This window comes from Flavivirga amylovorans (genome assembly GCF_030540875.1).
In the GTDB taxonomy this organism is placed as follows: Bacteria; Bacteroidota; Bacteroidia; order Flavobacteriales; family Flavobacteriaceae; genus Flavivirga; species Flavivirga amylovorans.
Map to the genome: position 1 here is coordinate 565,444 of NZ_JAUOEM010000003.1, position 24,283 is coordinate 589,726.

General features: G+C 31.8%; 21 protein-coding genes. 8 read left to right on the plus strand and 13 right to left on the minus strand.

Annotation, left to right across the window (positions count from 1 at the left end):
* Nucleotides 1-6: 6 nt before the first annotated feature.
* Complete coding sequence (bcp, locus tag Q4Q39_RS10930; protein WP_303282510.1) at nt 7-459, minus strand: thioredoxin-dependent thiol peroxidase; 453 nt, start codon at nt 457-459, stop codon at nt 7-9.
* A gap of 35 nt (nt 460-494) precedes the next feature.
* Between bcp and Q4Q39_RS10935 the strand changes: the two genes are divergently transcribed.
* A complete protein-coding gene (locus Q4Q39_RS10935; protein WP_303282511.1) occupies nt 495-1,154 on the plus strand; it encodes an endonuclease III domain-containing protein in 660 nt (219 codons plus the stop codon).
* Nucleotides 1,155-1,178: 24 nt separating this feature from the next.
* Here Q4Q39_RS10935 and Q4Q39_RS10940 read toward each other — a convergent pair whose 3' ends face one another.
* Both Q4Q39_RS10940 and Q4Q39_RS10945 read right to left on the minus strand, forming a co-directional pair.
* A complete protein-coding gene (locus tag Q4Q39_RS10940) occupies nt 1,179-1,325 on the minus strand; it encodes a hypothetical protein (RefSeq protein WP_170179713.1) in 147 nt (48 codons plus the stop codon).
* Between the two features lie 57 nt (nt 1,326-1,382).
* Nucleotides 1,383-1,967, minus strand: coding sequence for an RNA polymerase sigma factor (locus tag Q4Q39_RS10945; RefSeq protein WP_303282512.1), 585 nt, complete (start codon nt 1,965-1,967; stop codon nt 1,383-1,385).
* 239 nt (nt 1,968-2,206) lie between these two features.
* Here Q4Q39_RS10945 and uvrA point away from each other — a divergent pair, with 239 nt between their 5' ends.
* Nucleotides 2,207-4,990, plus strand: a complete 2,784-nt coding sequence (uvrA, locus tag Q4Q39_RS10950) for an excinuclease ABC subunit UvrA (RefSeq protein ID WP_303282513.1) — start codon at nt 2,207-2,209, stop codon at nt 4,988-4,990.
* A gap of 16 nt (nt 4,991-5,006) precedes the next feature.
* On the opposite strand, the gene Q4Q39_RS10955 is transcribed toward uvrA, so the two are convergent.
* Nucleotides 5,007-6,083 (minus strand): DUF3667 domain-containing protein, encoded by a 1,077-nt coding sequence (locus Q4Q39_RS10955; protein WP_303282514.1) that lies wholly within the window; start codon nt 6,081-6,083, stop codon nt 5,007-5,009.
* Between the two features lie 211 nt (nt 6,084-6,294).
* On the opposite strand from Q4Q39_RS10955, the gene Q4Q39_RS10960 reads away from it, so the two are divergent.
* Both Q4Q39_RS10960 and Q4Q39_RS10965 read left to right on the plus strand, forming a co-directional pair.
* Nucleotides 6,295-6,741: a hypothetical protein gene (locus tag Q4Q39_RS10960; RefSeq protein WP_303282515.1), complete on the plus strand. Its 447-nt coding sequence runs from the start codon at nt 6,295-6,297 to the stop codon at nt 6,739-6,741.
* An 84-nt stretch (nt 6,742-6,825) separates the two neighbouring features.
* Nucleotides 6,826-7,542 (plus strand): hypothetical protein, encoded by a 717-nt coding sequence (locus tag Q4Q39_RS10965; RefSeq protein ID WP_303282516.1) that lies wholly within the window; start codon nt 6,826-6,828, stop codon nt 7,540-7,542.
* Between the two features lie 66 nt (nt 7,543-7,608).
* On the opposite strand, the gene Q4Q39_RS10970 is transcribed toward Q4Q39_RS10965, so the two are convergent.
* Complete coding sequence (locus Q4Q39_RS10970; RefSeq protein ID WP_303282517.1) at nt 7,609-8,517, minus strand: putative phage abortive infection protein; 909 nt, start codon at nt 8,515-8,517, stop codon at nt 7,609-7,611.
* Between the two features lie 236 nt (nt 8,518-8,753).
* Between Q4Q39_RS10970 and Q4Q39_RS10975 the strand changes: the two genes are divergently transcribed.
* A complete protein-coding gene (locus Q4Q39_RS10975; RefSeq protein ID WP_303282518.1) occupies nt 8,754-9,947 on the plus strand; it encodes a hypothetical protein in 1,194 nt (397 codons plus the stop codon).
* A gap of 82 nt (nt 9,948-10,029) precedes the next feature.
* Here the strand turns inward: Q4Q39_RS10975 and Q4Q39_RS10980 are convergent, their stop codons facing one another.
* The 4 genes from Q4Q39_RS10980 to Q4Q39_RS10995 form a co-directional block, all read right to left on the minus strand.
* Nucleotides 10,030-11,487 (minus strand): lipopolysaccharide biosynthesis protein, encoded by a 1,458-nt coding sequence (locus Q4Q39_RS10980; RefSeq protein WP_303282519.1) that lies wholly within the window; start codon nt 11,485-11,487, stop codon nt 10,030-10,032.
* Nucleotides 11,488-11,573: 86 nt separating this feature from the next.
* The gene (locus Q4Q39_RS10985; protein ID WP_303282520.1) at nt 11,574-12,857 is read right to left on the minus strand and encodes a glycosyltransferase family 4 protein; all 1,284 of its coding nucleotides are present in this window, start codon (nt 12,855-12,857) and stop codon (nt 11,574-11,576) included.
* 108 nt (nt 12,858-12,965) lie between these two features.
* The gene (locus Q4Q39_RS10990; RefSeq protein WP_303282521.1) at nt 12,966-15,389 is read right to left on the minus strand and encodes a YfhO family protein; all 2,424 of its coding nucleotides are present in this window, start codon (nt 15,387-15,389) and stop codon (nt 12,966-12,968) included.
* Between the two features lie 31 nt (nt 15,390-15,420).
* The gene (locus Q4Q39_RS10995; RefSeq protein WP_303282522.1) at nt 15,421-15,705 is read right to left on the minus strand and encodes a DUF4834 family protein; all 285 of its coding nucleotides are present in this window, start codon (nt 15,703-15,705) and stop codon (nt 15,421-15,423) included.
* A 160-nt stretch (nt 15,706-15,865) separates the two neighbouring features.
* On the opposite strand from Q4Q39_RS10995, the gene Q4Q39_RS11000 reads away from it, so the two are divergent.
* Complete coding sequence (locus Q4Q39_RS11000) at nt 15,866-16,900, plus strand: transporter (RefSeq protein ID WP_303282523.1); 1,035 nt, start codon at nt 15,866-15,868, stop codon at nt 16,898-16,900.
* Nucleotides 16,901-16,930: 30 nt separating this feature from the next.
* Nucleotides 16,931-18,052: a GTP cyclohydrolase gene (locus Q4Q39_RS11005; protein WP_303282524.1), complete on the plus strand. Its 1,122-nt coding sequence runs from the start codon at nt 16,931-16,933 to the stop codon at nt 18,050-18,052.
* Nucleotides 18,053-18,104: 52 nt separating this feature from the next.
* On the opposite strand, the gene capB is transcribed toward Q4Q39_RS11005, so the two are convergent.
* The 3 genes from capB to Q4Q39_RS11020 all read right to left on the minus strand — a co-directional run bounded on the left by capB (nt 18,105) and on the right by Q4Q39_RS11020 (nt 22,801).
* On the minus strand, nt 18,105-19,364 hold the full coding sequence (gene capB / locus Q4Q39_RS11010) for a cysteate-C-fatty acyltransferase (RefSeq protein ID WP_303282525.1): 1,260 nt from the start codon (nt 19,362-19,364) through the stop codon (nt 18,105-18,107).
* Between the two features lie 254 nt (nt 19,365-19,618).
* Nucleotides 19,619-20,659 (minus strand): cysteate synthase, encoded by a 1,041-nt coding sequence (gene capA / locus Q4Q39_RS11015; protein ID WP_303282526.1) that lies wholly within the window; start codon nt 20,657-20,659, stop codon nt 19,619-19,621.
* Nucleotides 20,660-20,740: 81 nt separating this feature from the next.
* Nucleotides 20,741-22,801, minus strand: coding sequence for a S9 family peptidase (locus Q4Q39_RS11020; protein ID WP_303282527.1), 2,061 nt, complete (start codon nt 22,799-22,801; stop codon nt 20,741-20,743).
* Between the two features lie 86 nt (nt 22,802-22,887).
* Between Q4Q39_RS11020 and Q4Q39_RS11025 the strand changes: the two genes are divergently transcribed.
* A complete protein-coding gene (locus tag Q4Q39_RS11025; RefSeq protein ID WP_303282528.1) occupies nt 22,888-23,211 on the plus strand; it encodes a YbaB/EbfC family nucleoid-associated protein in 324 nt (107 codons plus the stop codon).
* On the opposite strand, the gene Q4Q39_RS11030 is transcribed toward Q4Q39_RS11025, so the two are convergent.
* Entirely contained in the window at nt 23,204-24,223 is a 1,020-nt protein-coding gene (locus Q4Q39_RS11030) for a threonine aldolase family protein (protein ID WP_303282529.1), read from the minus strand. The genes Q4Q39_RS11025 and Q4Q39_RS11030 overlap by 8 nt on opposite strands.
* Between the last annotated feature and the right edge of the window lie 60 nt (nt 24,224-24,283).

Genomic DNA, 24,283 nt, shown 5'->3' on the forward strand with positions numbered 1-24,283 from the left:
TGTTTTTTATTCTAATATTTGAGCCGCATGTATTTTGGCCTTTACTTTGTCTATCACTTTTTCAATAACACCATCTTCGTTAATAACAAAAGTGACGCGATGAATACCATCAAAAGTCCTCCCCATAAACTTTTTCTCCCCCCAAACACCAAAAGCATTTATGACTTCTTTATCAACATCTGCCAATAATGGATATGGGAAATTAAATTTCTTTTTAAAGTTTGACTGCTTCTTTTGAGTGTCAGCGCTGACGCCTAAAATTTCATACCCCTTCTCTTTTAAAACTGTATATTCATCTCTTAAATTGCAAGCTTCTACTGTGCATGTTGGAGTATTAGCCTTTGGATAAAAGAAAACTACTAGCTTTTTACCTTTAAAATCTGATAATTTAACTGTATTTCCTAGTTCGTCAAAAGCTTCAAAATTTGGTGCCTTATTTCCTACTTCTAATGTGTTCATATTTTATAACTTTGTTATTGCTAAAATACAAACGAATGACCAAACAAGAAAGCGTAAACTTTGTTATTAATACATTATACAAACTTTACCCAGAAATACCTATTCCGTTAGATCATAAAGACCCTTACACCTTACTAATCGCAGTACTTATGTCTGCACAAAGCACAGATGTTAGAGTTAATAAAATAACTCCCCTATTATTTGAAAGAGCAGACAATCCGTATGATATGGTCAAACTTTCAATAGAAGAAATAAGAGATATTATAAAACCCGTCGGATTATCTCCTATGAAAAGTAAAGGCATTCATGGTTTATCAGAAATACTTATAAAAAAACATAATGGTCAGGTACCCCAAAGCTTTGAAGCTCTTGAAGAATTACCAGCAGTAGGACATAAAACCGCTAGTGTTGTTATGTCGCAAGCCTTTGGAGTTCCTGCGTTTCCTGTAGATACACATATTCACAGATTAATGTATCGTTGGAATTTAAGTAACGGAAAAAATGTTGTGCAAACAGAAAGAGACGCAAAAAGATTGTTTCCAAAAGAATTATGGAACGACTTACATCTTCAGATTATTTGGTACGGAAGACAATATTCTCCTGCTAGAGGCTGGGATCTAGACAAAGACATTATCACTAAAACAATTGGTAGACAATCGGTTATAAATGAATATAATAAATTAAAAAAGTCCTAATAATATTAGGACTTTTTCGGAAACTTAATTTAGAAGCGCTTCAAACTTCAATTTATTATAATTTATAACACTTAAAGCCTTAGAGTAATTTAGAAGAAAATTTACCGTTTCTTCTTTCGGTTCACGTTCATTTAAGTTTTTAATAGAATTTTCAGAGTAAATTTTTGCCATTTTATCGATTTAAAGATTAATTCAAATTATAAACGCAACAAAATTTACTTTATTGTACTAATTTGTTAAAACAATATTGTGCTTATCTATGATTTTCCTTAAATTAATTAAAGCATACCGCATTCTACCAAGAGCCGTATTAATACTAACACCTGTTCTGTCCGATATTTCTTTAAAACTCATATCATTATAAATACGCATTAATAACACTTCCTTCTGATCTTCTGGCAGCTCATCTACCAAACGTCTTACATCAGTTTCAACCTGTTCTTTAATAATGCTTTTTTCAGCATTTAAACTAGTATCACTTAAAACAGAAAAAATACTAAATTCTCCTGCATTGTCAAATTTTGGCATTCTTTTGTTTTTTCTAAAAAAATCAATGACCAAATTATGAGAAATACGCATTACCCATGGTAAAAACTTACCTTCTTCATTATAAGAGCCACGTTTAAGTGTTTTGATAACTTTTATAAAAGTATCTTGAAAAATATCTTCTGCGACATCTTTATCATAAACTTTAGAATAGATGAAGCTATAAATTTTTTGCTTGTGCCTAGTAATAAGGATTTCTAAAGCACTTTCATTGCCTTTAATGTAGTTACTAACTAGATTAGCATCGGAAATTAATTCGTATTGCATAATAATTACTTTTAGCGCATCGAAGAGGGCTTCTTTGCTTGGGGTTACATGTTTAAAAGTAATGTTATGCTATAGGCGAGAGTTGATTGATTTATTAATAGACGAATCCAAATATAACAACAATAAGTTCTAAAAAACAAAAAATTGCATGCTTTTTTTAATATTTATTTACAATATGACGCATTTTTTAAGCTGCAATAGTTATAGTATCTTTGCAAAATTATTCCTTTAAAAAGCCTATGAACACTAACATTTCTGAAGTAGATCCTAAAGAAAACATCATCATTAAAGGTGCAAAATTGCATAATTTAAAAAACATCGATGTCGTGATACCTAGAAACAAATTGGTCGTCATTACTGGATTATCAGGATCAGGAAAGTCTAGTTTAGCCTTTGATACACTATATGCAGAAGGTCAAAGACGCTATGTTGAAAGCCTATCGAGTTATGCGCGTCAATTTTTAGGCCGGTTAAACAAACCGAAAGTAGATTATATAAAAGGAATTGCTCCAGCAATAGCTATCGAGCAAAAAGTGAATTCAACCAACCCAAGATCTACTGTTGGGACTACTACAGAGATTTACGATTATCTAAAATTACTATTCGCCAGAATTGGCAAGACCTATTCGCCTGTTTCTGGTGATGAAGTAAAAAAAGACACCGTTACAGATGTTTTAAATTATTTAAAAACATTCCCTGAAAGAGAAAAACTACTACTGCTCGCTCCTATACATTTAGAAGAAGGGCGTAGTATGCAGGATAAACTTAAAGCTTTACAGCAACAAGGCTATGCCAGAGTAAAAATAAAGGATGTAGTAACCCGTATAGATGAAATTGACAACGTAACAGATAAAGAAAATATACTATTAGTTGTTGATAGGATTATTTTTAAAGACGAAGAAGACTTTCTTAATCGATTAGCAGATGCCATACAAACAGCCTTTTTTGAAGGCAAAGGCGAATGTATTATTGAAGCCTTAAGCGATAACAAGCAGCGTGTTTTCAGCAATAGGTTTGAACTGGATGGTATTAATTTTTTAGAACCAAATGTACACTTGTTTAGCTTTAATAACCCCTATGGTGCCTGTCCAAAATGTGAAGGTTACGGTGATATTATTGGTATTGATGACGACTTAGTAATTCCTAACACAGGGCTTTCTGTCTACGAAAATGCTATTTTTCCATGGCGAGGAGAAAGTATGAGTTGGTACAGAGATCAATTAGTGAACAATTCTCATAAATTCGATTTCCCCATTCATAAACCGTATTTCGAGTTGAATAATGCCCAAAAACAACTAATATGGAATGGAAATAAACATTTTGAAGGACTGAATTCGTTTTTTGCCGAATTAGAATCTAAAGCGTATAAAATTCAAAATCGTGTCATGCTATCCCGTTACCGAGGAAAAACCAAATGTAAAGCATGTGATGGTAAACGCTTGCGTGTTGAATCAAATTACATAAAGATTGGTGGAGCCACTATTACAGATTTAGTAGAAATGCCTTTAGATAAATTAGCTGATTTTTTTAATAAACTAAAACTAAACGATTATGACACGCAAATTGCTACTAGACTGTTAAAGGAAATTAATAATAGATTATCATTTCTAGCAAATGTTGGTTTAGATTATTTAACACTTAACAGAAAATCAAACACCTTATCTGGTGGTGAAAGCCAACGTATTAATCTGGCAACATCCTTAGGCAGTAGTTTAGTGGGGTCTATGTATATTTTAGATGAGCCAAGCATCGGCTTACACCCCAAAGATACAGAGCGGTTAATTTCTGTACTAAAATCATTGCGCGATTTAGGAAATACAGTTATTGTAGTAGAGCACGATGAGGATATCATGATAGCTGCAGATAACATTATAGATATTGGCCCAGAAGCTGGAACTTTTGGCGGCCATGTAGTTGCTAGTGGTAATTATGCAGATATCCTAGCATCAGAATCTTTAACAGCAAAATATTTAAATGAATCGTTAAAAATTGAAGTACCAGAAAAGCGTAGGATCTCTAAGTATTATGCAGAAATAAAAGGAGCTCGTGAAAATAATTTGAAAAATATAGATGTTCGTTTTCCTCTAGGAATGTTAACCGTTGTTACTGGGGTTTCTGGTAGCGGAAAAAGTACGTTAATTAAAAAAATACTATACCCTGCATTACAAAAAAAATTAACCGATTTTAGCGACAAACCTGGTCAGTTTAGTAGTTTGGATGGTAATTTTAGTAATATAAAACATATTGAGTTTGTAGATCAAAATCCGATTGGGCGTTCTTCACGTTCCAACCCTGTTACCTATATAAAAGCTTACGACGATATTAGAGCATTGTTTTCAAAGCAAAAACTAAGTGCTATAAGAAATTATCAGGCCAAGCATTTTTCTTTTAATGTAGACGGCGGACGCTGTGAAACTTGTAAAGGAGAAGGTGAAGTAACTATTGAAATGCAGTTCATGGCAGATGTTCATTTAGAATGTGAAACTTGTAAAGGTAAACGCTTTAAAAAAGAGGTGCTTGAAGTTACATTTGGTGATAAAAGCATTGATGATATCTTAAATTTAACTATAGATAATGCTATCGCGTTTTTTGATAAAGAGAAACAAACTAAAATAAAAAACAAACTGCAGCCTTTACAAGATGTCGGCTTAGGCTATGTAACTTTAGGGCAGAGTTCTTCTACCCTTTCTGGTGGTGAAGCACAACGTATAAAATTAGCGACCTTTTTAGGTAAAGGCAATAATAAAGACAAAGCGCTCTTTATTTTTGATGAACCAACTACAGGTTTGCATTTTCATGATATTCAAAAGCTTTTAAAGTCTTTTAACGCTTTAATTGATAACGGACATTCTATTATAGTAGTAGAGCACAATTTAGAACTTATTAAATGTGCTGATCACATCATAGATTTAGGCCCTAAAGGCGGAGAGACTGGTGGAAACCTTGTTGCTACAGGAACCCCAGAGAATATAATTAAAGAAAAAACTTCAGAAACCGGGAAGTATTTAAAAGATAAACTTTAAACTGCTTGTAAAAACATCAGTAAAAAAAGAAACTTACCAAACCAACTATAACGATAGCTATAGGTATTACAAACATCAAATAGATAAAACTTGAAATACTGGTTTTTATAAAACTTACAAACCAGCCATGATTATAAAATCGCTTAATAGCTATAAATAAATAGAAAAAAGTAGACGCAACTAGCAGCCAATCTATCCAGGCTGAAATCTCAAAAAAGTTATTAGCTATTAAAATCAAGCTAAAAACCGTGAATAAAAAGGAGAAAAAGTAAAAGCTAAACACTAAATGATGTGCATAATGTCCACGCCTATAGAATAAAAGCTTTAGTATGAAAGCAAAAATGGGTAGTAAAACAAATAACGAAATAGGAATGGTATCGTAAACTGCCTGTAAAAGCTGTCCACCATTGCGTTTTTTGTAAAACTTAAAAACCTGCATATAGAACTTCTTAGTAATGTAACTAGCATCCTCATCCATCCCCATCTCCTTATAAATTTGTGCATCAGGAGCATCAATAGCAATCAAAGAATCTACTTTTTTTTGGTTAAAATCAAAGGTTAATGATTCATTAGTACTTTTTTTACTACTCACTTTTATTAAAGAATCCAAAGCCTCAATCTCAGATACCTTTAAACCTGGTATTCCTTTTTCTTTTAAAGGTTTTAAAACACTATCTAATTTTATAGAATCTAAAACCTGCTGCGCTTTTTCTTTTGTACTATCAGAAACCAAAGGCGTATCAAGGGTTTTCTTCATAGACGTGTCAAACTCCCGTACTTGATCCCTAACTACTACTGTTGATAATAAAAAGAAAAACACGACTGAGACAAACAAGTATAATTGAGCAGGATGCAGGTACATTAATCGTTTCCCTTCTATAAATTTTTTAGCTAAATATCCAGGCTTGAATAGTAAAGGCAAAAAGCTTTTAAAAAAGCGTGCATCAAAAGAGAAATAATTACTAATTGTATTATAAAACAAGACTCCAACAGTGAGATCTTCTTTAGCCTGCTGTCCGCAGTGTGGACAAAATTTAAAGGTTTCTTCAAATTGATTTTCACAATTTTTACAAGTCTCAAGGTTGGTTTTCATTAAAAAGTTAGTTTTTATAAAAATAAGGATTTTTATAAAAACACTTATGAATCCGATTAATATGACTCCCCTTCTTCTTTAAAACAACAAATAATAATATAAAATATTGATAATTAAAGTATTACATCTTTGGCACGCAAATTGAAAGATACTAAACAACAGCGGAAGCCGAAAAGCTAAAAGAGTAGGCAGAAGAATTAACCCCATAATCATGAAAATAAAAATTACCCTATTAAGTATTTGCTTTTTTTTAATTGCAGGTACTAGTTTCGCGCAAAAAAAGACAACACCTAAAAGTATTATAAGTAAAAACATAGGTATTAAAAAGTATCACGATGGTGAAGAACTAAGACGCATGCAAAAAGGTCAGTTATTAGACTTGTATGTGGAAAGAATTGAAGTCCTTGCTAATATTCTACCTTACATAGCTTTCGCTACTAAACCAGGTATTACTATGTCAACTTTAGGCATTCCTAATAGTAACGAGAACAGAAAAGCACTCGATAATCAAATCGAAAACACCACTAATTATGTAGAAAATACAATAGAGTTTCAAAAAGTAATTCTACCCTATTCCGATACCGGGAATTTAGTTTCTGCTGTATTGTTTTACGAAGACATAATGAAATCCATTCATTCTTACGATGAATATAATTAAAAGTGTTCATTAAATAATACAACCATTGAACTATAGCGTAAGCCGAAAAGCTAAAGAGTAGGCAAGATAATTAATCCTATAATTATGAAAAGATTAGTACTATTATATGCAGGTTTGTTAATAGGATTAACAACTGTATCCGCAACAGAACTAAACCACCAAAAAGCTGAAAATAATTTAGACATAACGAAACGTTATCGTTATGCACAACCTATTATGTTTGTAGAACGGGGCATTGAATTTTTAATTTTCCCTGATGGAAGTTTTGATTTTAATACTGATGCGTATAATGATTATTATGATGATTCATATTACAAAGGAAATTCTAGAAGAAACTCAGTAAATGTAACCTATGACACTAGAAAAAAAAGATATAAGTATAGCCCTAATCACTACAATAGAGGTGTTTCCATTTCACATGGTAGAGATGGTAAGGTAAGACGTATTGGTCATGTATATTTAAATTACGATAGATACGGAAAAATTAAACGAGCAGGTTCTGTATACATGAATTATAGTTATAGACATGGAAAATTAAAACAGGTAGGAGGCTTAAGTGTTCGTTATAATCACTGGGGAGGCATTATAAATACACGGGGACAAGTAAAAAGATTTAGTGAATACTGCAATTTTTGTGGTGTACAATCTTGTTCTGTAGAGCACACGTTTGGAAACAGAAACAGACATCATGATGATCATGACGAAGATGATTTGGAGGATGATATTTACGATAACGACAACAATTATTACTATTTTAAACGAAATGGTAAAGTAAAAAAGCACCGAAGAAATGACGACTAATTTTATTTAGTTGGTTAAAATTGAAAACTCGAAGTTTATGGCTTCGAGTTTTTTAAGCGCTTTATTTTACTCCTTAAATGCTTCTTTATTATAAAAACGAATCAAATCTTTATCACCTATTTTATCTTTAGGAATATTCTTTAATAACGAATATTTTTCTATTAAAGGCTTAAAATTTTCAAATCCGTTTGGACTCAACCCATTATAAAATAACCAAAGCAACTCAAAATCAGATAGTTGAGATCGCAATATTGATGTGTACTTATATTTTGTATTATAGTTTGACTGAGAATAAACAATTCTTTCTGTATGTGTAGTTGGATTTTCAACACAATCAAGTTCTTCTAGACTATGAAACTCATATTCATTAACTAGTTTTATTATTCGATATAGATTTCTGAAATAATGACTAAAATCTGTTTGAACAAACTCCCAGTAACCCATATAAATCTCGTCAAAATCTGATTCTTTCTTTTTAATTTGATAGTTTACTTGCTCGAATGAGTATTTAAAAACGTCTCTGCCTTTCAAAGTCACTTTATCTCGTTCAATTTTATCTTTTAATTTTATTGAACTTAAACTTAATCCACTTAGTGGTTTATTCTTATAAATATCAATGTCAATTGCATTGACTATTTGGTGATGTAGTTCTACAAGGTGAAAAAATGTGTTTTCGAACCTTTGAAGCTTTAGAGTTTTATTTTGAATTTTGAATTCTTCTCTAGTATCTCTTAACTCTTTTCTTTGCAATGAAAGTTCTTTTTTCTGTAAATAGATAGTATATATAATTCCAGCTAAAGCTAATCCAGAAAACAAAGAGTTTATTGCTCCGAAAGAATCCCCAAATTGCCCTTTTTTTTCAGAGTCTGTTATTAAAAAATTCAAACCAAAAAGAGATACAACCCAAACAATAAAAACTATTCCAAGAAGAATGTAAAGACCTACTAATCTATTTTCTTTTTTTTCTTCAGACATAAATTTCTCGATGTTTGTTTTAATGTGTTAACGACATGTGACATTGCTTTAACATTCTATATCAAATGTCAAACGAATTTAGATAATTTTTCCCACAAATACGACGTAACTACTTCTTAACTTAAAAAAGTTATCAACCATATATTTACTGATTTACAACAACTTAAGTGACGTTGTCCTTTTTTGGCACACTGTTTGTAATTGACTAAACGTATTCATCCATTAAAACAAATATTATGAAAAAGTTTATATTCTTAATAGCAAGTTTAATCCTTACGGGATTTACTGTTAATGCCACCGCAACCAATACAGATACAAATACAACATCTATTTACAGCAGAGGTTATGGAAACTCTTTCATATTCGTTGAAAATGGCATTGAGTTTTCCGTATTCCGTGATGGACAGTTCGATTTTAACATACAACGCTATTCTGGTTCCAATGTGAATGTTTCAATAGGAACTCCTAATATAAACTTCAGTTTTAATTCTGGATATGACTATAATGCCTATGTTCAATATGATGAATTTGGCGCTATTATTCAGATAGAAAACACCCCTATTTATTATGACTATTACGGACGTGTTAGTCAAGTAGGAAACGTAAATGTTTATTATAATAACTTTGGATATGTAAACCGCGTAGGTGGCTTATATGTACACTACAACAGATACAATCGTTTTTCACATTGTTCAGGCTTTATAAACGTATATAATAGAAGCTATGTTTACAGACCATGGCATCGTTATTACAGCATTCCTTCTTATGACTATTGTGTGGTTTACAATAGACCTTACAGAAGATATTATAGCCCGGTGCGTTATACTTATAACAGGCCATTTTATAATAACTACAGACCTAGAACCGCTATTGCTAGCAGACGTGGTCATGTTGTAACAAGAAATAAAAGGTATGCTACTGTAAATAGAAGTACTAGAAATGTAACACGAATAAATAGACAAGCAAATAACAGAAGAAGCATTGCGCAAACTAATACAAGACGTAGCAATACCATTAACGGAAATACTGGAAGAAACTATTCAACAGGAAACAGAACAACTACGAAACGCAACAACTCTAATATAAATAAAAACACAAGAGGCAGATCTGTTTCTGCTAGAAAAAACACTGTTATTAATCATAATAATAACACTAGAAGCGCTGGAAATAATAGTGTTAGAACAAATAAAGTGACACAACAACGTAAAAATGTTGTTACTCAAAAACCAAGAACGCAAAATGTACGTACATATAATAGAAATAGAAACACCCAACGAGTTGCTACGCAGCGTACGGCTCAAAATAAATCTGGAGTAACGCAGAGAAAAAGTGTAAACAGATATTCTCAAAGCAATAAGCCAAGAGTTACACAGAGTAGAAGTAAATCTAGTAATAACAATACAAGATCGACTAGTAGAAGACGATCATAACAATTTTGGTTGGTTAGTTTGGAAAGCCCTTCGACATGTTTGCCTCAAAGCGACATCGAGGGGTTTTCTGTTTTTACAGTATTTATTTAATCTTCAAATAGCGTTCAATTAATCTTGAAATATCTTCAGAAAACTTAAACCTATAAATTACAAATAGATATAACGCTGTAATTAAAGTAGACTTTAAAGCTATATTTATGATCGGGTAAAAAGGAAATTCCCAAAAATAAAAAAGCAAAACACTTAAAATTATTAAAACAGCTATCCTAAATATATCTGCTGTAAAAGGATGAATTCTAAACTTCTTATAAACAAAAAGCAACTTGATTGAATCGTATGCAAAAACAGCAATAGAAGTTGCTAACGCCGCTCCATTTATACCTAATAAAGGGATAAAGACCATGTTTAAAATAATCATTAAAATAATTAGGGCTATCCCTAAGAATAATACTGCTTTATAATAATCACTATTAAATAAAATAGCATTATTACTGCCTAAAAAGGCATCATACAATTTAGTGACACTAACTATAAGTACAACAAAAAGCCCGCCACCAAATTCTTCAGGAATTATATAATACAATTCATTAATATTCAACACTATTAAAAGAAATATAAATCCACTTATTATAAATAAATTTAAGGAGCTTTTTTTGTATAAATCTTCTAGGTCATCAAATTTTTTCTCATTTAAATACTTAGCCGATAAGGGAAGTAAAATTTGATGCATGGATTCTTGTGGCACAGCAATAACTGTAGCTATAAAAACAGCTACATTATAATATGCAATCTCCTTAATATCAATATAGTGTCCTAACATAACCTTATCGACATCCAAAAGTATGGTCGCTATAGATCCTGCAATGATTATTAAAAAAGAATACTTCAAAATATGACTAAGCCCATTCACGCGCTTAAACATAATAACAGGTGGCTTAATACTAAATGCGTACAAGTTCATAACAAGCATTCTTAAAACATAAACACCAACCAATCCCATCATAAATTGCTCAACACTAACAACTTTGAAGTGTAAAAAAAACAATAAGATCATAGTTCCAACTCGGTGAAAAACTTCTTTCATAAAGTTTCCAAATACGGTTTGCATCTGCACTTTTGCCCAAGCAAAGAATATTTCGAAATATGCCAAAGCAAGGGCTATTATTATAATATGCCACAAGTAATTTTTGATAATAACATTCTTTTCAGATAAAAAATCACCAATGATACTATAACATATATAGTTAAAAAAACTTAAAGGAATGACAATTATAAATGGCAAAAATAACATGAGCGTTAAAAAGCTATTTAATGATATCCGCGTTTTAAAAGATGAATAAAACTTAACTAACGTATTATGTGCTCCAAAAGCCATTAAGGGCATAATAACATATGCTAAAGACAGCATATACCCTACCATACCATAATATTCGTCACTAAGAAATTCCGTATAAAGAAACAAGGTGTTTATAGCTCCTATAAAAAAACCTAAATATGTTGAGACAACATTTTTAAAAGATTGTGAAGCTACTACTCCCATTAATTCTTTATACTATTTTATAATTAAATTTCGAATCCAAAGAGTATTAATATGTAATAAATTAAAACCTATTATGCTTTGTATTCTTATTTTTTGATTAGCGCTACTAACTGTTGTGTTAATTGTTTTCTACTGTATTTTTGCAAGCCAATTGGATGCGATTGTAAGCTTTTATTTTTAAACGCTTTGTAATGTTCTAAGATCGTTGTTTTTAACGATTCATAATCATCGTAATTAAAATAAACACCTGTATTTGTTTCCTTAATAATTTTTTCAACATCAGAACCATTGGGTCCTATTGCCATAATGGGTCTATTTGAAACCATATATTCAAATAATTTTCCTGGTATAATACATTTAGTATCCTCTGAATCGATTTCTATTAATAGCAATACCTGTGATTTTTTTTGACATGCAATAGCTTCTTTATGTGAAACATAACCCACTTCATTAACACAATCGCTTAAATCATTATTTCTAATACTTTCTAGCACATCCACACTAACAGCTCCTATAAAATTAAGCTGAAAATCTTTTAAGAAATCATCGTTTTCTTTCCTAAGATCACTTAACACGCTCCACAAAACATCTGGATTTCGTTTTGATAATAAAGACCCTATGTGTGCTATTGAAAATTTTGAATCCAACTCAAAAGCAGTAGTTGTTTCATAATCATAACCATTTGTAATAACTTCTATCGGCTGACTTGTTATTTCCTGAAATTCTTTTTTGGTAGTGAAGCTCGTTACAATTATCTGACTCGCAGTATTTAAAACCTTTTTTTCTAAAACTTTATGCTTTTCTTTTGAAGCTTTAGTTAATTTTAACTGCTTATGATAACCAATCGTTGTCCAAGGATCTCTAAAATCGGCCAACCACTCTACTCCTAGGTCTTTTTTTAATTGCAAACCAATAAGATGTAAGCTATGCGGTGGCCCAGTAGTTATAATAGTGTCTATATTATTTTCTAAAATATATTTCGAAAGGTACACCACTGAAGGCTTTACCCAACCAATTCTAGCATCCGGTATAAAAAAATTACCTCTTATGTAAAGCATCACTTTTTCAATAAAGCTTTGCTTTTTATAATCAGGTATAATCCCTTTACTTATAGTTTTTGATGATTTTTTTGAAAAAAGCCCTGCTAATTTATAAGGTTCTTTTATGGGGTATTTTAAAACTGTGACGTTATTCGGAATCTCAGAGACTAAACTTTCATCCACTAGTGGATAATTAGGTGCTTCTGGAATGTAAACAATAGGATCAATATGAAACTCTGGTAAGTATTTAACAAATTTCAACCAACGCTGTACTCCAGGGCCACCAGATGGTGGCCAATAATATGATATTATAAGTACTTTTTTTTTCATTAGGTTTTTCCTATGAAGGTGGACATCTAAACAATCGAAACTAGATTAATATCATGACTTCTTGCCTTCACTTCGACCCCACTCAATATAATACACATGAATGACAAATTATTTCTTTTTAAACCTATAGAACAAACCTCCAAGCAACAATATTCCAAATAAGACAGAACTCGCTAAAGCAATACGGCTACCCGTTTTAACCACTTCAGGGTCAAATTTAAATTCTATTGTGTGGCTACCTGCTGGTATTTGCATACCGCGCAATATGTAATTAACGCGCATATGCGAACACTCTTCTCCATCTACAAAAGTTTTCCATCCGTTACCATAATATATTTCAGAGAAAACGGCAAACCCTTCATTTGAATTTTTAGATGTATACTTTAAATAATTTGGGGTTACTTCAACTAAATCAATAGTGGCTAACGAATCAACTACATACTTCTGTTTTATATCTTTTAGCGTCTCCAAAGCCTTGTGTGACGAATAAATAGCCTTAATTTTATTAGGCAAGCTATCTAACTGCTTAATTTCTTCATTTGCCGATTCTACTTTTTGCAAACTTTGTATAAACCATGCATTGCCATTTGCTTCATTATTTTTATAAGAAAACAAACCTTCTTTCTCATCTTGGGCTATAATATATTTGGTATTAAACATGCTAAGCACATTCATATTGTTTTGTGATACATAAAAATCAAAAACTTCTCTGTAGCGCTTTAATTCCGCAGCATTATAGCCATTTAGTGAGTTATGGAAATATGAAGGTTTTGATGGGCCAGACACTAAATCAAACACTCTGAAATGTGAGGTATCTTTTAAAATCTCTTTATCCACTTCATTAGCTTGAAAAGGTTTATTTACTCTAATGGACGATACAAAATCATCATTATTAACATAACGCTTATTAACGCCAACCAAATCAAAAAGAATCAAGCCTAAAAATACGACTATAACCCATTTTTCCTTTAATTTATCTCTCAAGAAAGCAAAAATAACTCCTGCGGACAGCAATACTAAAATAAGTGTTCGTAAAGAATCTTGTGTGAATATGGTTTTTCTATCTTCTTTAAGGGCTCTAACAAAATCCTGTCCGTAGGCTTGTATGTATTGACCATCTCTGGCTCCAACAAAATCAAATAATGACGACTTAAACAGCAGGAATACCAAAGCAAGCCCGCCAGTAATGATACTGGTATACTTTAAAGCTTTAAGTTTATCCTCTTTTTTTTCAAAATCATTAAATAATCTTACTAATCCAAAAATTGCCAATACAGGAATGCATAACTCTAAAATCACTTGAATAGAACTAACTGCTCTAAATTTGTTATAAAGCGGCACATAATCAATAAAGAAGTTTGTCAAAAACCCTAAATTCTTTCCATAAGACAACAATAGCGACAATAAAACGCCTCCAACAAGCCACCATTTTAGTCGTCCTTTCACAAGAAATAATGCGAAAACAAATAAAAACAACACAACAGCTCCAATATATGCTGGTGCTTCAACAATAGGTTGCTTTCCCCAATACATGGGTGCGTGCTTAGATTCTTCTAATGCTTGTGTCGTGGTAGCTCCTAATCTTCTAAAAGCTTCGTATGTAGCAGAATTTCTACCAACATCTTCACCATTTCCTCCTCCCATGAATCTTGGAATGAAAAGATTAAAAGTTTCAACAATACCATAGCTAAATTGTGTGATATAATCCCTGTCTAAGCCTGAAGTTACTGGTTTGGGTGACCCATCTGGGTTTATAGTCAATTCGCTTTTTCCACGAGTACTTTCTTTTACATATTCTTGCGTAGCTAAGATATTTGTAGCATTTAAAGCTATTGAAAGCACAACGGCAGCAACTAAAACACCTATCGATTTAAAATAATGTGGTAATATCTTTTTTCTGTAAGCATCAACTAAATACGCAACGCCTAAAACAATGACTAATAATAACAAATAGTAAGTCATTTGAAAATGGTTAGCAACAAGCTCTAAGCCCATAGCTATAGTTGTTAATAAAAACCCAGAAATATACTTTTTTTGAAACACAAGTAAAATACCACTTAAAACTAAAGGCATATAAGCAATAGCATGCGCTTTACTATTATGTCCCACTCCTAAAATAATTATTAAATAGGTTGAAAACCCAAAAGCAATAGCACCAAGTGCAGCAAGCTTAAAGTCGACTTTTAAGACTAATAGTAATATATAAAAACTCAGTAGGTATAAAAACAAGTAATCTGCTGGTCGAGGTAAAAACCGTAGTGTTAAATCTAACTTCTTAATATAATTATGAGGATACTTTGCTCCTAACTGATAGGTTGGCATACCTGCAAAAGCGCTATTTGTCCAGTAAGTCTCCTCTCCTGTAGCTGCTTTAAAATCCTTCTGTTGCTTGCTCATGCCTATATATTGCATGATATCACTTTGAAAAATCTGTTTTCCTTTTAAAACAGGGCTAAAATAAGCCAGAGAAAGTATTATAAATCCTATTAAAACTAATAAATGAGGACCTATTCTTTTGATTGAAAGTTGCATGAAAGTATATTAAGAACAATGTTGGTGAAAATTAATCAATTTCTTCGTAATCGACATAATCACCTACATTTTTATTTGAGGTTTTGGTTTTAGGCATCTTATCGATGGTAACTTCTCCTTCTTTTTTTTGCTTTTCCTGTTGTTGTTGATTTCTAAATTGACCAAATTGGTCACCAAAACGTTGTTCTGCTTTCTTAGCAACATATTTAACAAGAAACGGAGCAAATAGACGTGATAAAATTTTTATCCCAAAGTAAATAAGGAGAATGATTAGTATCATTCTGACAAAACCTGTTACAGATGCAAATTGTAGCATAAAAATTATTTTTAACAAAAATACAATTCTATACGTTTAAAAAACGTTCAAAAATGATAAAAAAAGTATAAAATATCTATATTTGAAAAAAGTCTTTGAACTTAAATATGATAATAATGTATTACAAATATGTTACTAATTGTATACTAAAACCTTAATTATGAACCCAATGAAATCTACCTTATGCTTTTTATTGACTTTAATTTCAATTCAAGCATACAGTCAATATACAGATGTTATCAACTCAAATAGACCAGGTGTGTCGCGAAGTGCCTTTTCTGTTGGTACAAACGTTGCTCAATTTGAAATAGGGCCTTATATCACAAAAGAAAAACGAACACCAGCCCCTACTTATGAAGTATCGGGATTCGGAATTGATTTTGCTGCGCGGTATGGATTATTATTTGAAGAGTTAGAATTAAATATTGAAGGAACTTATCAAAATGACACTAAAACCTTCACTTCTAATTTTTCTGCTGAAGAAAAACGTTCCAACTTTAGAACGATAGCATTTGGAGCTAAGTACCTAGTGTACGACCCTTATAAAAATACTGCAGAAAAAAAGCCAAACTTATACAGCTGGCGCGCAAACCACAGCTTTAAATGGAGTTCTTTAATTCCTGCTATATCAGTGTATCTAGGAGCGAATTTTGATACAAAAGACAATCCATATACAGCTCCAGGAGTTGAAGGCTTTAGCCCAAAAGTAATGATAGCTACTCAAAATAATTTTCCTGGAGGATGGGTATTTGTTATGAATTTAATAAAAGATAGAATTGGATCTGAACAATCAGATTTTCAATATATTTTAACATTAACACATGCTTTCAATCCCAAGTTAGTTATATTTGGAGAGGCCCAAGGGATACAAAGTGATTTTTATGCCGATAATCTTTTTAGATTTGGAGGCGCTTACTTATTAGGAAGAGATCTTCAATTAGACACAGCATTAACTTTTAACACAAAAGATACACCATCTGTTTTTGGTGTCAATTTTGGAGTATCTTATAGATTAGACTTTCATGAAGATAAAGAACAAAAAGATAAAGATATAAATAATGGTAATTCAGCTAAAGAAGAAGGAAAAAGAAAATCCAGACGTAATAAAGGCAAAAAAAGTGATATCGATATAGATAATAATAACAATACAAAAAAACGAAAAAAACGAGACGATATAGATTTTGACGACAATTAAGAATCAAAACAACTATCATTTTAACCTTATATGATAATAATTAAAGAAATACATAAAAAGAAGGACTTAAAAGCCTTTGTTAAGTTCCCTTTTAAACTTAATAAAAACTCAAAATATTGGGTACCACCAATTATTAGTGAAGAAATTAAAACATTTGACCAAAAAGAAAACCCTGTATTTAATGATGCTGAAGCCAGATTATTTCTAGCTTATAAAAACGATAAAATTGTTGGTCGTATAGCAGCCATAATCAATTGGCTGGAAGTAAAAGATCAAAATACAAAAAAAATGCGTTTTGGCTGGTTTGATGTTATTGATGATGTAGATGTTACAAAAGCTTTATTAGACAAGGTCATAGAAATTGGAAAAGAAAACAATCTTGAATTCCTTGAAGGTCCCGTTGGGTTCTCTAATCTTGATAAAGTAGGTGTTGTTACAGAAGGCTTTGATCAAATGGGAAGCATGATCACTTGGCACAACCTACCATATTATGCTGATCATTTCAAAAAATTGGGCTATGATGTTGCAAAATCATACTCTGAGAATATCATGGAGTTTAAAAATATTAAATCTGATTTTTTTACAAGAATGCAAGGGGTTATAAAAAAGCGTTATGGACTAAGAGCTTTAAATTTTACAAAAAACAAAGACATACTTCCTTATACCGATGAAATGTTTGATGTATTTTCTAAATCGCACGCTGTCCTTTCAACGTTTGTAGAAATAAATGACGAGCAGCGTGAATATTTTAAGAAAAAATTCATTGGGTTTTTAAACCCAGAATATGTGAAATTTGTATTAGACAAAGATAATAAGCTCGTTGGTTTTGGAATCGTTACCCCCTCATACGCAAAAGCTTTGCAAAAAATGAATGGCAAGTTGTTTCCTTTTGGAATCAAACATTTATTACACGCAAAGAAACATGCCAAAACAGTTACTTTTTATTTAATTGGTGTTTTACCTGAATACCAAAACAAAGGTGTTACTGCTATTATTTTTGATGAATTTCATAAAACATTTACTGAAAAAGGCATTGAACTATGTGTAAGAGGTCCCGAATTGGACGACAATGTTGCTATTCAGCAAATATGGAAGAATTTTAAGCCTGTAGTTAATAAAAGGCGTTGCACATTTAAAAAAGATATCGCATAAAAAAATCCGATTCAATTATGAATCGGATTTTTCATCTATATTATGAAATATACTATTCGCCCATTGCTGCCATTACGGAAGCAGATAAGCGTTTGTATGTTCCATTTTCTAATCGGGATCTAATAGCTTCAAAAGCAGCTAAAGTTTCCGATACATCTTCTAAAGTATGGGTTGCTGTTGGTATCAATCTTAGCAAAATTAATCCTTTAGGTATTACAGGGTAAACGACTATAGAACAGAATATTCCATAATTTTCACGTAAATCCCTAACTAAAGCCATAGCTTCAGGAATACTTCCTTTTAAGTATACTGGGGTAACACAACTTTGAGTGGTTCCAATATCAAAACCACGATCTTTTAATCCAGATTGTAGAGCATTTACATTCTCCCAAAGTTTATTTTTAAGTTCTGGCATTGTTTTAAGCATCTCTAAACGCTTTAAAGCACCAACAACTAATTGCATTTGCAAAGATTTTGCAAACATTTGAGAACGCAAGTTATATTTTAAGTAATCAATTATTTCTTGATCTCCAGCAATAAATGCTCCTGTACTTGCCAATGATTTAGCAAATGTTGCAAAATATACATCGATATCGTCTTGAACACCTTGCTCTTCCCCTGCTCCTGCTCCTGTAGCACCTAATGTACCAAATCCGTGTGCATCATCAACAAATAATCTAAAGTTATATTTCTTTTTAAGAGCTACAATTTCTTTTAAACGACCTTGTTCGCCTCGCATTCCAAAAACACCTTCAGAAATCACTAAAATCCCTCCTCCAGTTTGTTCTGCCATCTTTGCCGCTCTGTCTAAGTTTTTTTCTAAACTTTCAACATCGTTATGCTTATAAGTAAAACGTTTACCCATATGTAAACGAACACCATCAATAATACATGCATGTGCATCCACATCATAAACAATAATATCATCTTTAGATACTAAAGCATCTATGGTAGATACCATACCTTGGTATCCAAAATTTAATAAGTAAGCTGCTTCTTTTTTTACAAATGACGCTAACTCATCTTGTAATTTTTCATGTAAATCTGTATGACCAGACATCATTCTTGCTCCCATGGGATAAGCTGAGCCATACTTAGCAGCAGCTTCTGCATCTACTTTTCTTACTTCAGGATGATTCGCCAATCCTAAATAATCATTAATACTCCAAGTGATAACATCCTTTCCTTGAAATTTCATACGATTAGAAATTTCTCCTTCTAATTTAGGGAATACAAAATAACCTTCAGCTTGGGAAGCCCATTTACCTAACGGTCCTTTGTCCTTATAAATCTTTTCAAATAAATCCTTCATCTATTATAATCTTATATCCATTAAAATTAAGACATAACTACATAGGTAGATGCTTTGAAGTAAAACAAAACAAATTTAGAATGTTTTTTGGGATGTTTCATGAAAGCTTTCTGTCCTTAGTTAGTTATTGCAAAATTAAATATTTATATGGTTTGAGCATAATTTTTACGGCCCAATTATTAATAAAATAAAAAAAGAGATACTATTTTGTTGTATAGACAAAATAGTATCTCTTTTTAAAGTAATGATTTATATTATTTTATATATTGAATATTCTGCGCTGCAGCTTCATTTTTACTGTCAAAAAAGCCTTGCTCATTCATCCATTTATCACTGTATACTTTACTCATATATCTTGATCCGTGATCAGGAAAGATAATAACAATATTATCACTTTCTTTAAACTCTCCTAGCTCTCCTAATTGCATAATAGCTTGCATAGCAGCACCAGATGTGTAACCAACAAACATACCTTCAGATTTAGCTATTAATCTGGCTGTATGCGCACTTTCTTCATCAGTAACTTTCACAAACTCATCAATAACATCAAAATTAGTAGCCGTTGGAATTAAATTTTTACCCAATCCTTCAATTCTATAAGGGTAAATTTCTTTTTCATCAAACTCTCTGGTTTCATGATATTTCTTAATAACAGATCCGAAAGCATCTACTCCAATAACTTTAACATTAGGATTTTGTTCTTTCAAATACTTTGCAGTACCTGAAATAGTCCCCCCTGTTCCGCTACACGCAACAAGATGTGTTATTTTACCTTCTGTTTGTTTCCAAATTTCTGGACCAGTTGATTTATAGTGTGCATCAATATTTAGTTCGTTAAAATACTGATTGATATAAACGGAACCTTTTATTTCTTCGTGCAAACGTTTCGCTACTTGATAATAAGATCTAGGATCGTCTGCACTTACGTGTGCCGGACAAACATAAACCTTAGCGCCCATGGTTTTAAGCATGTCTATTTTATCTGCTGAAGATTTAGAACTTACAGCTAAAACGCAATCGTATCCTTTTATAATACTTACCATCGCTATACTAAATCCAGTATTACCGGATGTTGTTTCTATAATAGTATCGCCAGGTGATAAAATTCCTTTTTTCTCTGCTTGTTCAATAATGTAAAGTGCTATTCTGTCTTTTGAAGAATGTCCTGGATTAAAAGATTCTACTTTTGCGTAAAAATTTCCTTTAAATTTCGAGGCTATTTTATTAAGCTTAATAAGTGGGGTATGACCTATTAAATCTAATACATTGTCAAAAACCTGATTTTTGTGTTTCATAAATGCTTTTTATAAGCTTAGGTAATATTACTAAAAATATTTGGAACCTAAAACCTGACAAAAATAAAACATTTTTTTATATTACCTATTAATTCCTTCTAAATCTAATAAAAATGCATATTCTAAAGAAACTTCTTTCAAACTCTCAAAACGCCCAGAAGCACCGCCATGTCCGGAATTCATGTCTATATGTAATAATAGCCTATTAGCATCTGTTTTCAATTCTCTGAGTTTTGCTACCCATTTTGCCGGCTCCCAATATTGCACCTGCGAGTCATGTAAACCTGTAGTAACTAACATGTTGGGATACGCTTTGGCTTCTACATTATCATATGGAGAATATGATTTCATGTAGTTATAATAGTTTAAATCATTAGGGTTTCCCCATTCGTCGTATTCTCCTGTCGTTAATGGAATACTATCGTCCAGCATGGTAGTAACTACATCCACAAAAGGAACAGCTGCTAAAACCCCATTATAAAGCTCAGGGTTCATGTTAATTATAGCTCCCATTAATAAGCCTCCAGCAGATCCGCCATAAGCGTATAAATGCTTATTTGAAGTGTATTTTTGTTCTATTAAATACTTTGAGCAGTCTATAAAATCATGAAATGTATTTAATTTAGTAAGTAATTTTCCGCTTTCATACCAGTTTCTCCCTAAATACTCACCTCCACGAATATGAGCAATCGCGTAAATAAAGCCTCTATCTAATAAGCTTAAACGAATGCTTGAAAAAGAAGGGTCTATAGTTGAACCATAGGAACCATAAGCATATTGTAATAACGGATTTGTTCCATCCAACTTAATCCCCTTTTTGTATACTAAAGAAATAGGGACTTTCACGCCATCTCTTGCCGTTGCCCAAATTCGCTTAGATTCATAATTATTTTTATCAAACTTACCCCCTAAAACGGTTTGTTCTTTCTTGATATCTTTTTGTTTAGATTTAAAATTATAATCTATTACTGAGCTTGGAGAAGTTAAAGAGTTAAAGCCATAACGTAATACATCGCTATCAAAATCGGCATTATTGCCTATAAATACCGTATAAGTTTCGGAATTAATGGGTAATTTATAGTCCTCTGTACCATCCCAACTGATAATTCGTAAATTATTGAGTCCATTTTCACGTTCATTTAACACTAAATAATCTTTAAAAATCTCAATATCTTCCAATAAAACGGTTTCTCTATGTGGAATGACTTCCTCCCAGTTCTCCTTTTGAGTCTTGGTTTCCTTTGTTTTAAGTAATTTGAAATTAGTAGCCCTGTCACTATTTGTTATAATATAAAAATGATCATTATAATGAGAAATATTATAATCTAATTCGCGAACACGCTCTTGGAACACCTTAAATTCATCATCTGGAGTATCGGCGTTCAATATTCTATATTCAGTAGTCAAAGTACTAGAAGCTCCTATGATAATATATTTTCTAGATTTTGTTTTATATACAAATGTATTAAAGGTTTCATCATCTTCATGATACACTTCGATATCGTTTTTTGTATCTGTATGTAATTTATGTTTTAAAATTTTATGTGCTCGCAGTGTCACTTGATCTTTTATAGAATAAAATAAGGTTTTGTTATCATTAGCCCATGTAACAGAGCCTGTTGTGTTTAAAATTTTATCTGAATAAATTTCACCTGTAATCAAATTTTTAATTTGAATATTATATTGCCTTCTACTAACAATATCTGTTGAAAATGCTGCTAATGTATTATCTGGACTTATGGCAATACCTCCTAAATTAAAATAAGTATGCTCTTTAGCCATGTCATTACAATCAAACAAAATTTCTTCTTTGGCATCTAAATGTTCCTTTTTGCGCAAATAAACAGGATAATCCTTACCTTTTTCATAACGCGTTATATACCAGTAACCATTAAGTTTATACGGCACTGTAGAATCATCTTGTTTAATTCGACCTTTCATTTCTTCAAAAAGTTCTTTTTGAAAGGCTTCAGTATGCTGCGTCACACTTTTTGTATAATCATTTTCGGCATTTAAATAATCTATAACTTCTGGGTTCTCTCTTTTATTTAACCAATAATAATTATCGATACGTGAATCACCATGTATTAAAAGTTCTTTTGGTTTTTTAGTAGCAACTGGGGGATGAATTGTATGTTTCAAAGAGTATGAATTTATTCTTAAAATTTAAGCCTTCAAAAATAGAAAAATTAAATAGCTTTGTAACGTAATAATCAATTAATAAAATTATGTTTGGAGATATGATGAATATGATGGGCAAACTTAAAGAAGCCCAGAAAAAAGTTGAAGAAACTAAAAGACGTTTAGATTCTGTTTTAGTTGATGAAACAAGTAGTGACGATAAACTTAAAGTGACATTAACAGCTAATCGAACTATCAAATCCATTGAAATTGATGACGATTTGCTTAGTGATAAAGAACAACTGGAAGATTATCTTATCCTTACTCTAAATAAAGCGATAGAGAAAGCAACAAAGATTAATGAAGCTGAGTTAGCAGCTACTGCAAAAGAAGGCATGCCTAATATTCCTGGTATGGATATGTTTAAATAATTGTTTGCAACGTACTTAATAATTTGTCATGCATTGCATTCGTGTAATCTAAATGTGTCACCATACGTAGTTTATTGCTTCCCATACTAATGATATGAATGTCTTTATCTGCTAGTTTTTGCACAAAAGAGTTTTCATTTACATCTATATTCAATTCGAAAATAACAATATTGGTTTCAATAGGCTCAACGGTTCTAATAATTGGTAATTTAGAAAGGGTCTCCCCGATCTCTTTAGCTTTTTTATGATCTTCTGATAATCTTTCAACATGATTATCTAAAGCATACAAACCAGCTGCAGCTAAATAACCTGCTTGCCGCATGTTACCTCCAAAAATCTTTCTAATACGTATGGCCTGTTTCATAATTTCTGAATCACCTACTAAAACAGATCCTATCGGGCACCCCAATCCTTTACTCAAACATACAGAAATTGTATCGAAAATAGTTCCATACTGCTCAGTTGTTTCATTTTTGGCTATTAAAGCATTCCATATACGCGCACCATCTAAATGAAATCCAAGGGAATGCTCATCACAAACAGCTCTTACTTTTTTTATCTCATCAAATTCCCAACAAGCTCCTCCTCCTTTATTTGTGGTGTTTTCTATTTCCACTAAACTTGTATGACTATAATAATAAGCCTCGGGATTTATAGCATCAAGAACTTGTTCTGCTTTAAACATGCCTTTATTTCCATCTATCAATTTACAAGAAATACCACTATTAAAAGATGCACCTCCAGATTCATAATTATAAATATGAGCATACTTATCACAAATAACCTGATCTCCTGGTTTTGTATGCAACTTTAATGCCGTTTGATTTGCCATGGTTCCGCTAGGAAAAAATAAGGCTTCACTTTTACCAAACATACTCGCAACACGCGCCTCCAATTTATTAACTGTTGGATCTTCTCTAAATACATCATCTCCAACTTTTGCCTGCATCATGGCATCAAGCATCCCTTTTGTTGGTTTTGTAACGGTGTCGCTTCTTAAGTCTATTGTCATTATCATCTTTATAAGCTTGTAAAGCTATAAAATATTTTCTCTATCCGTCAATTATATTTT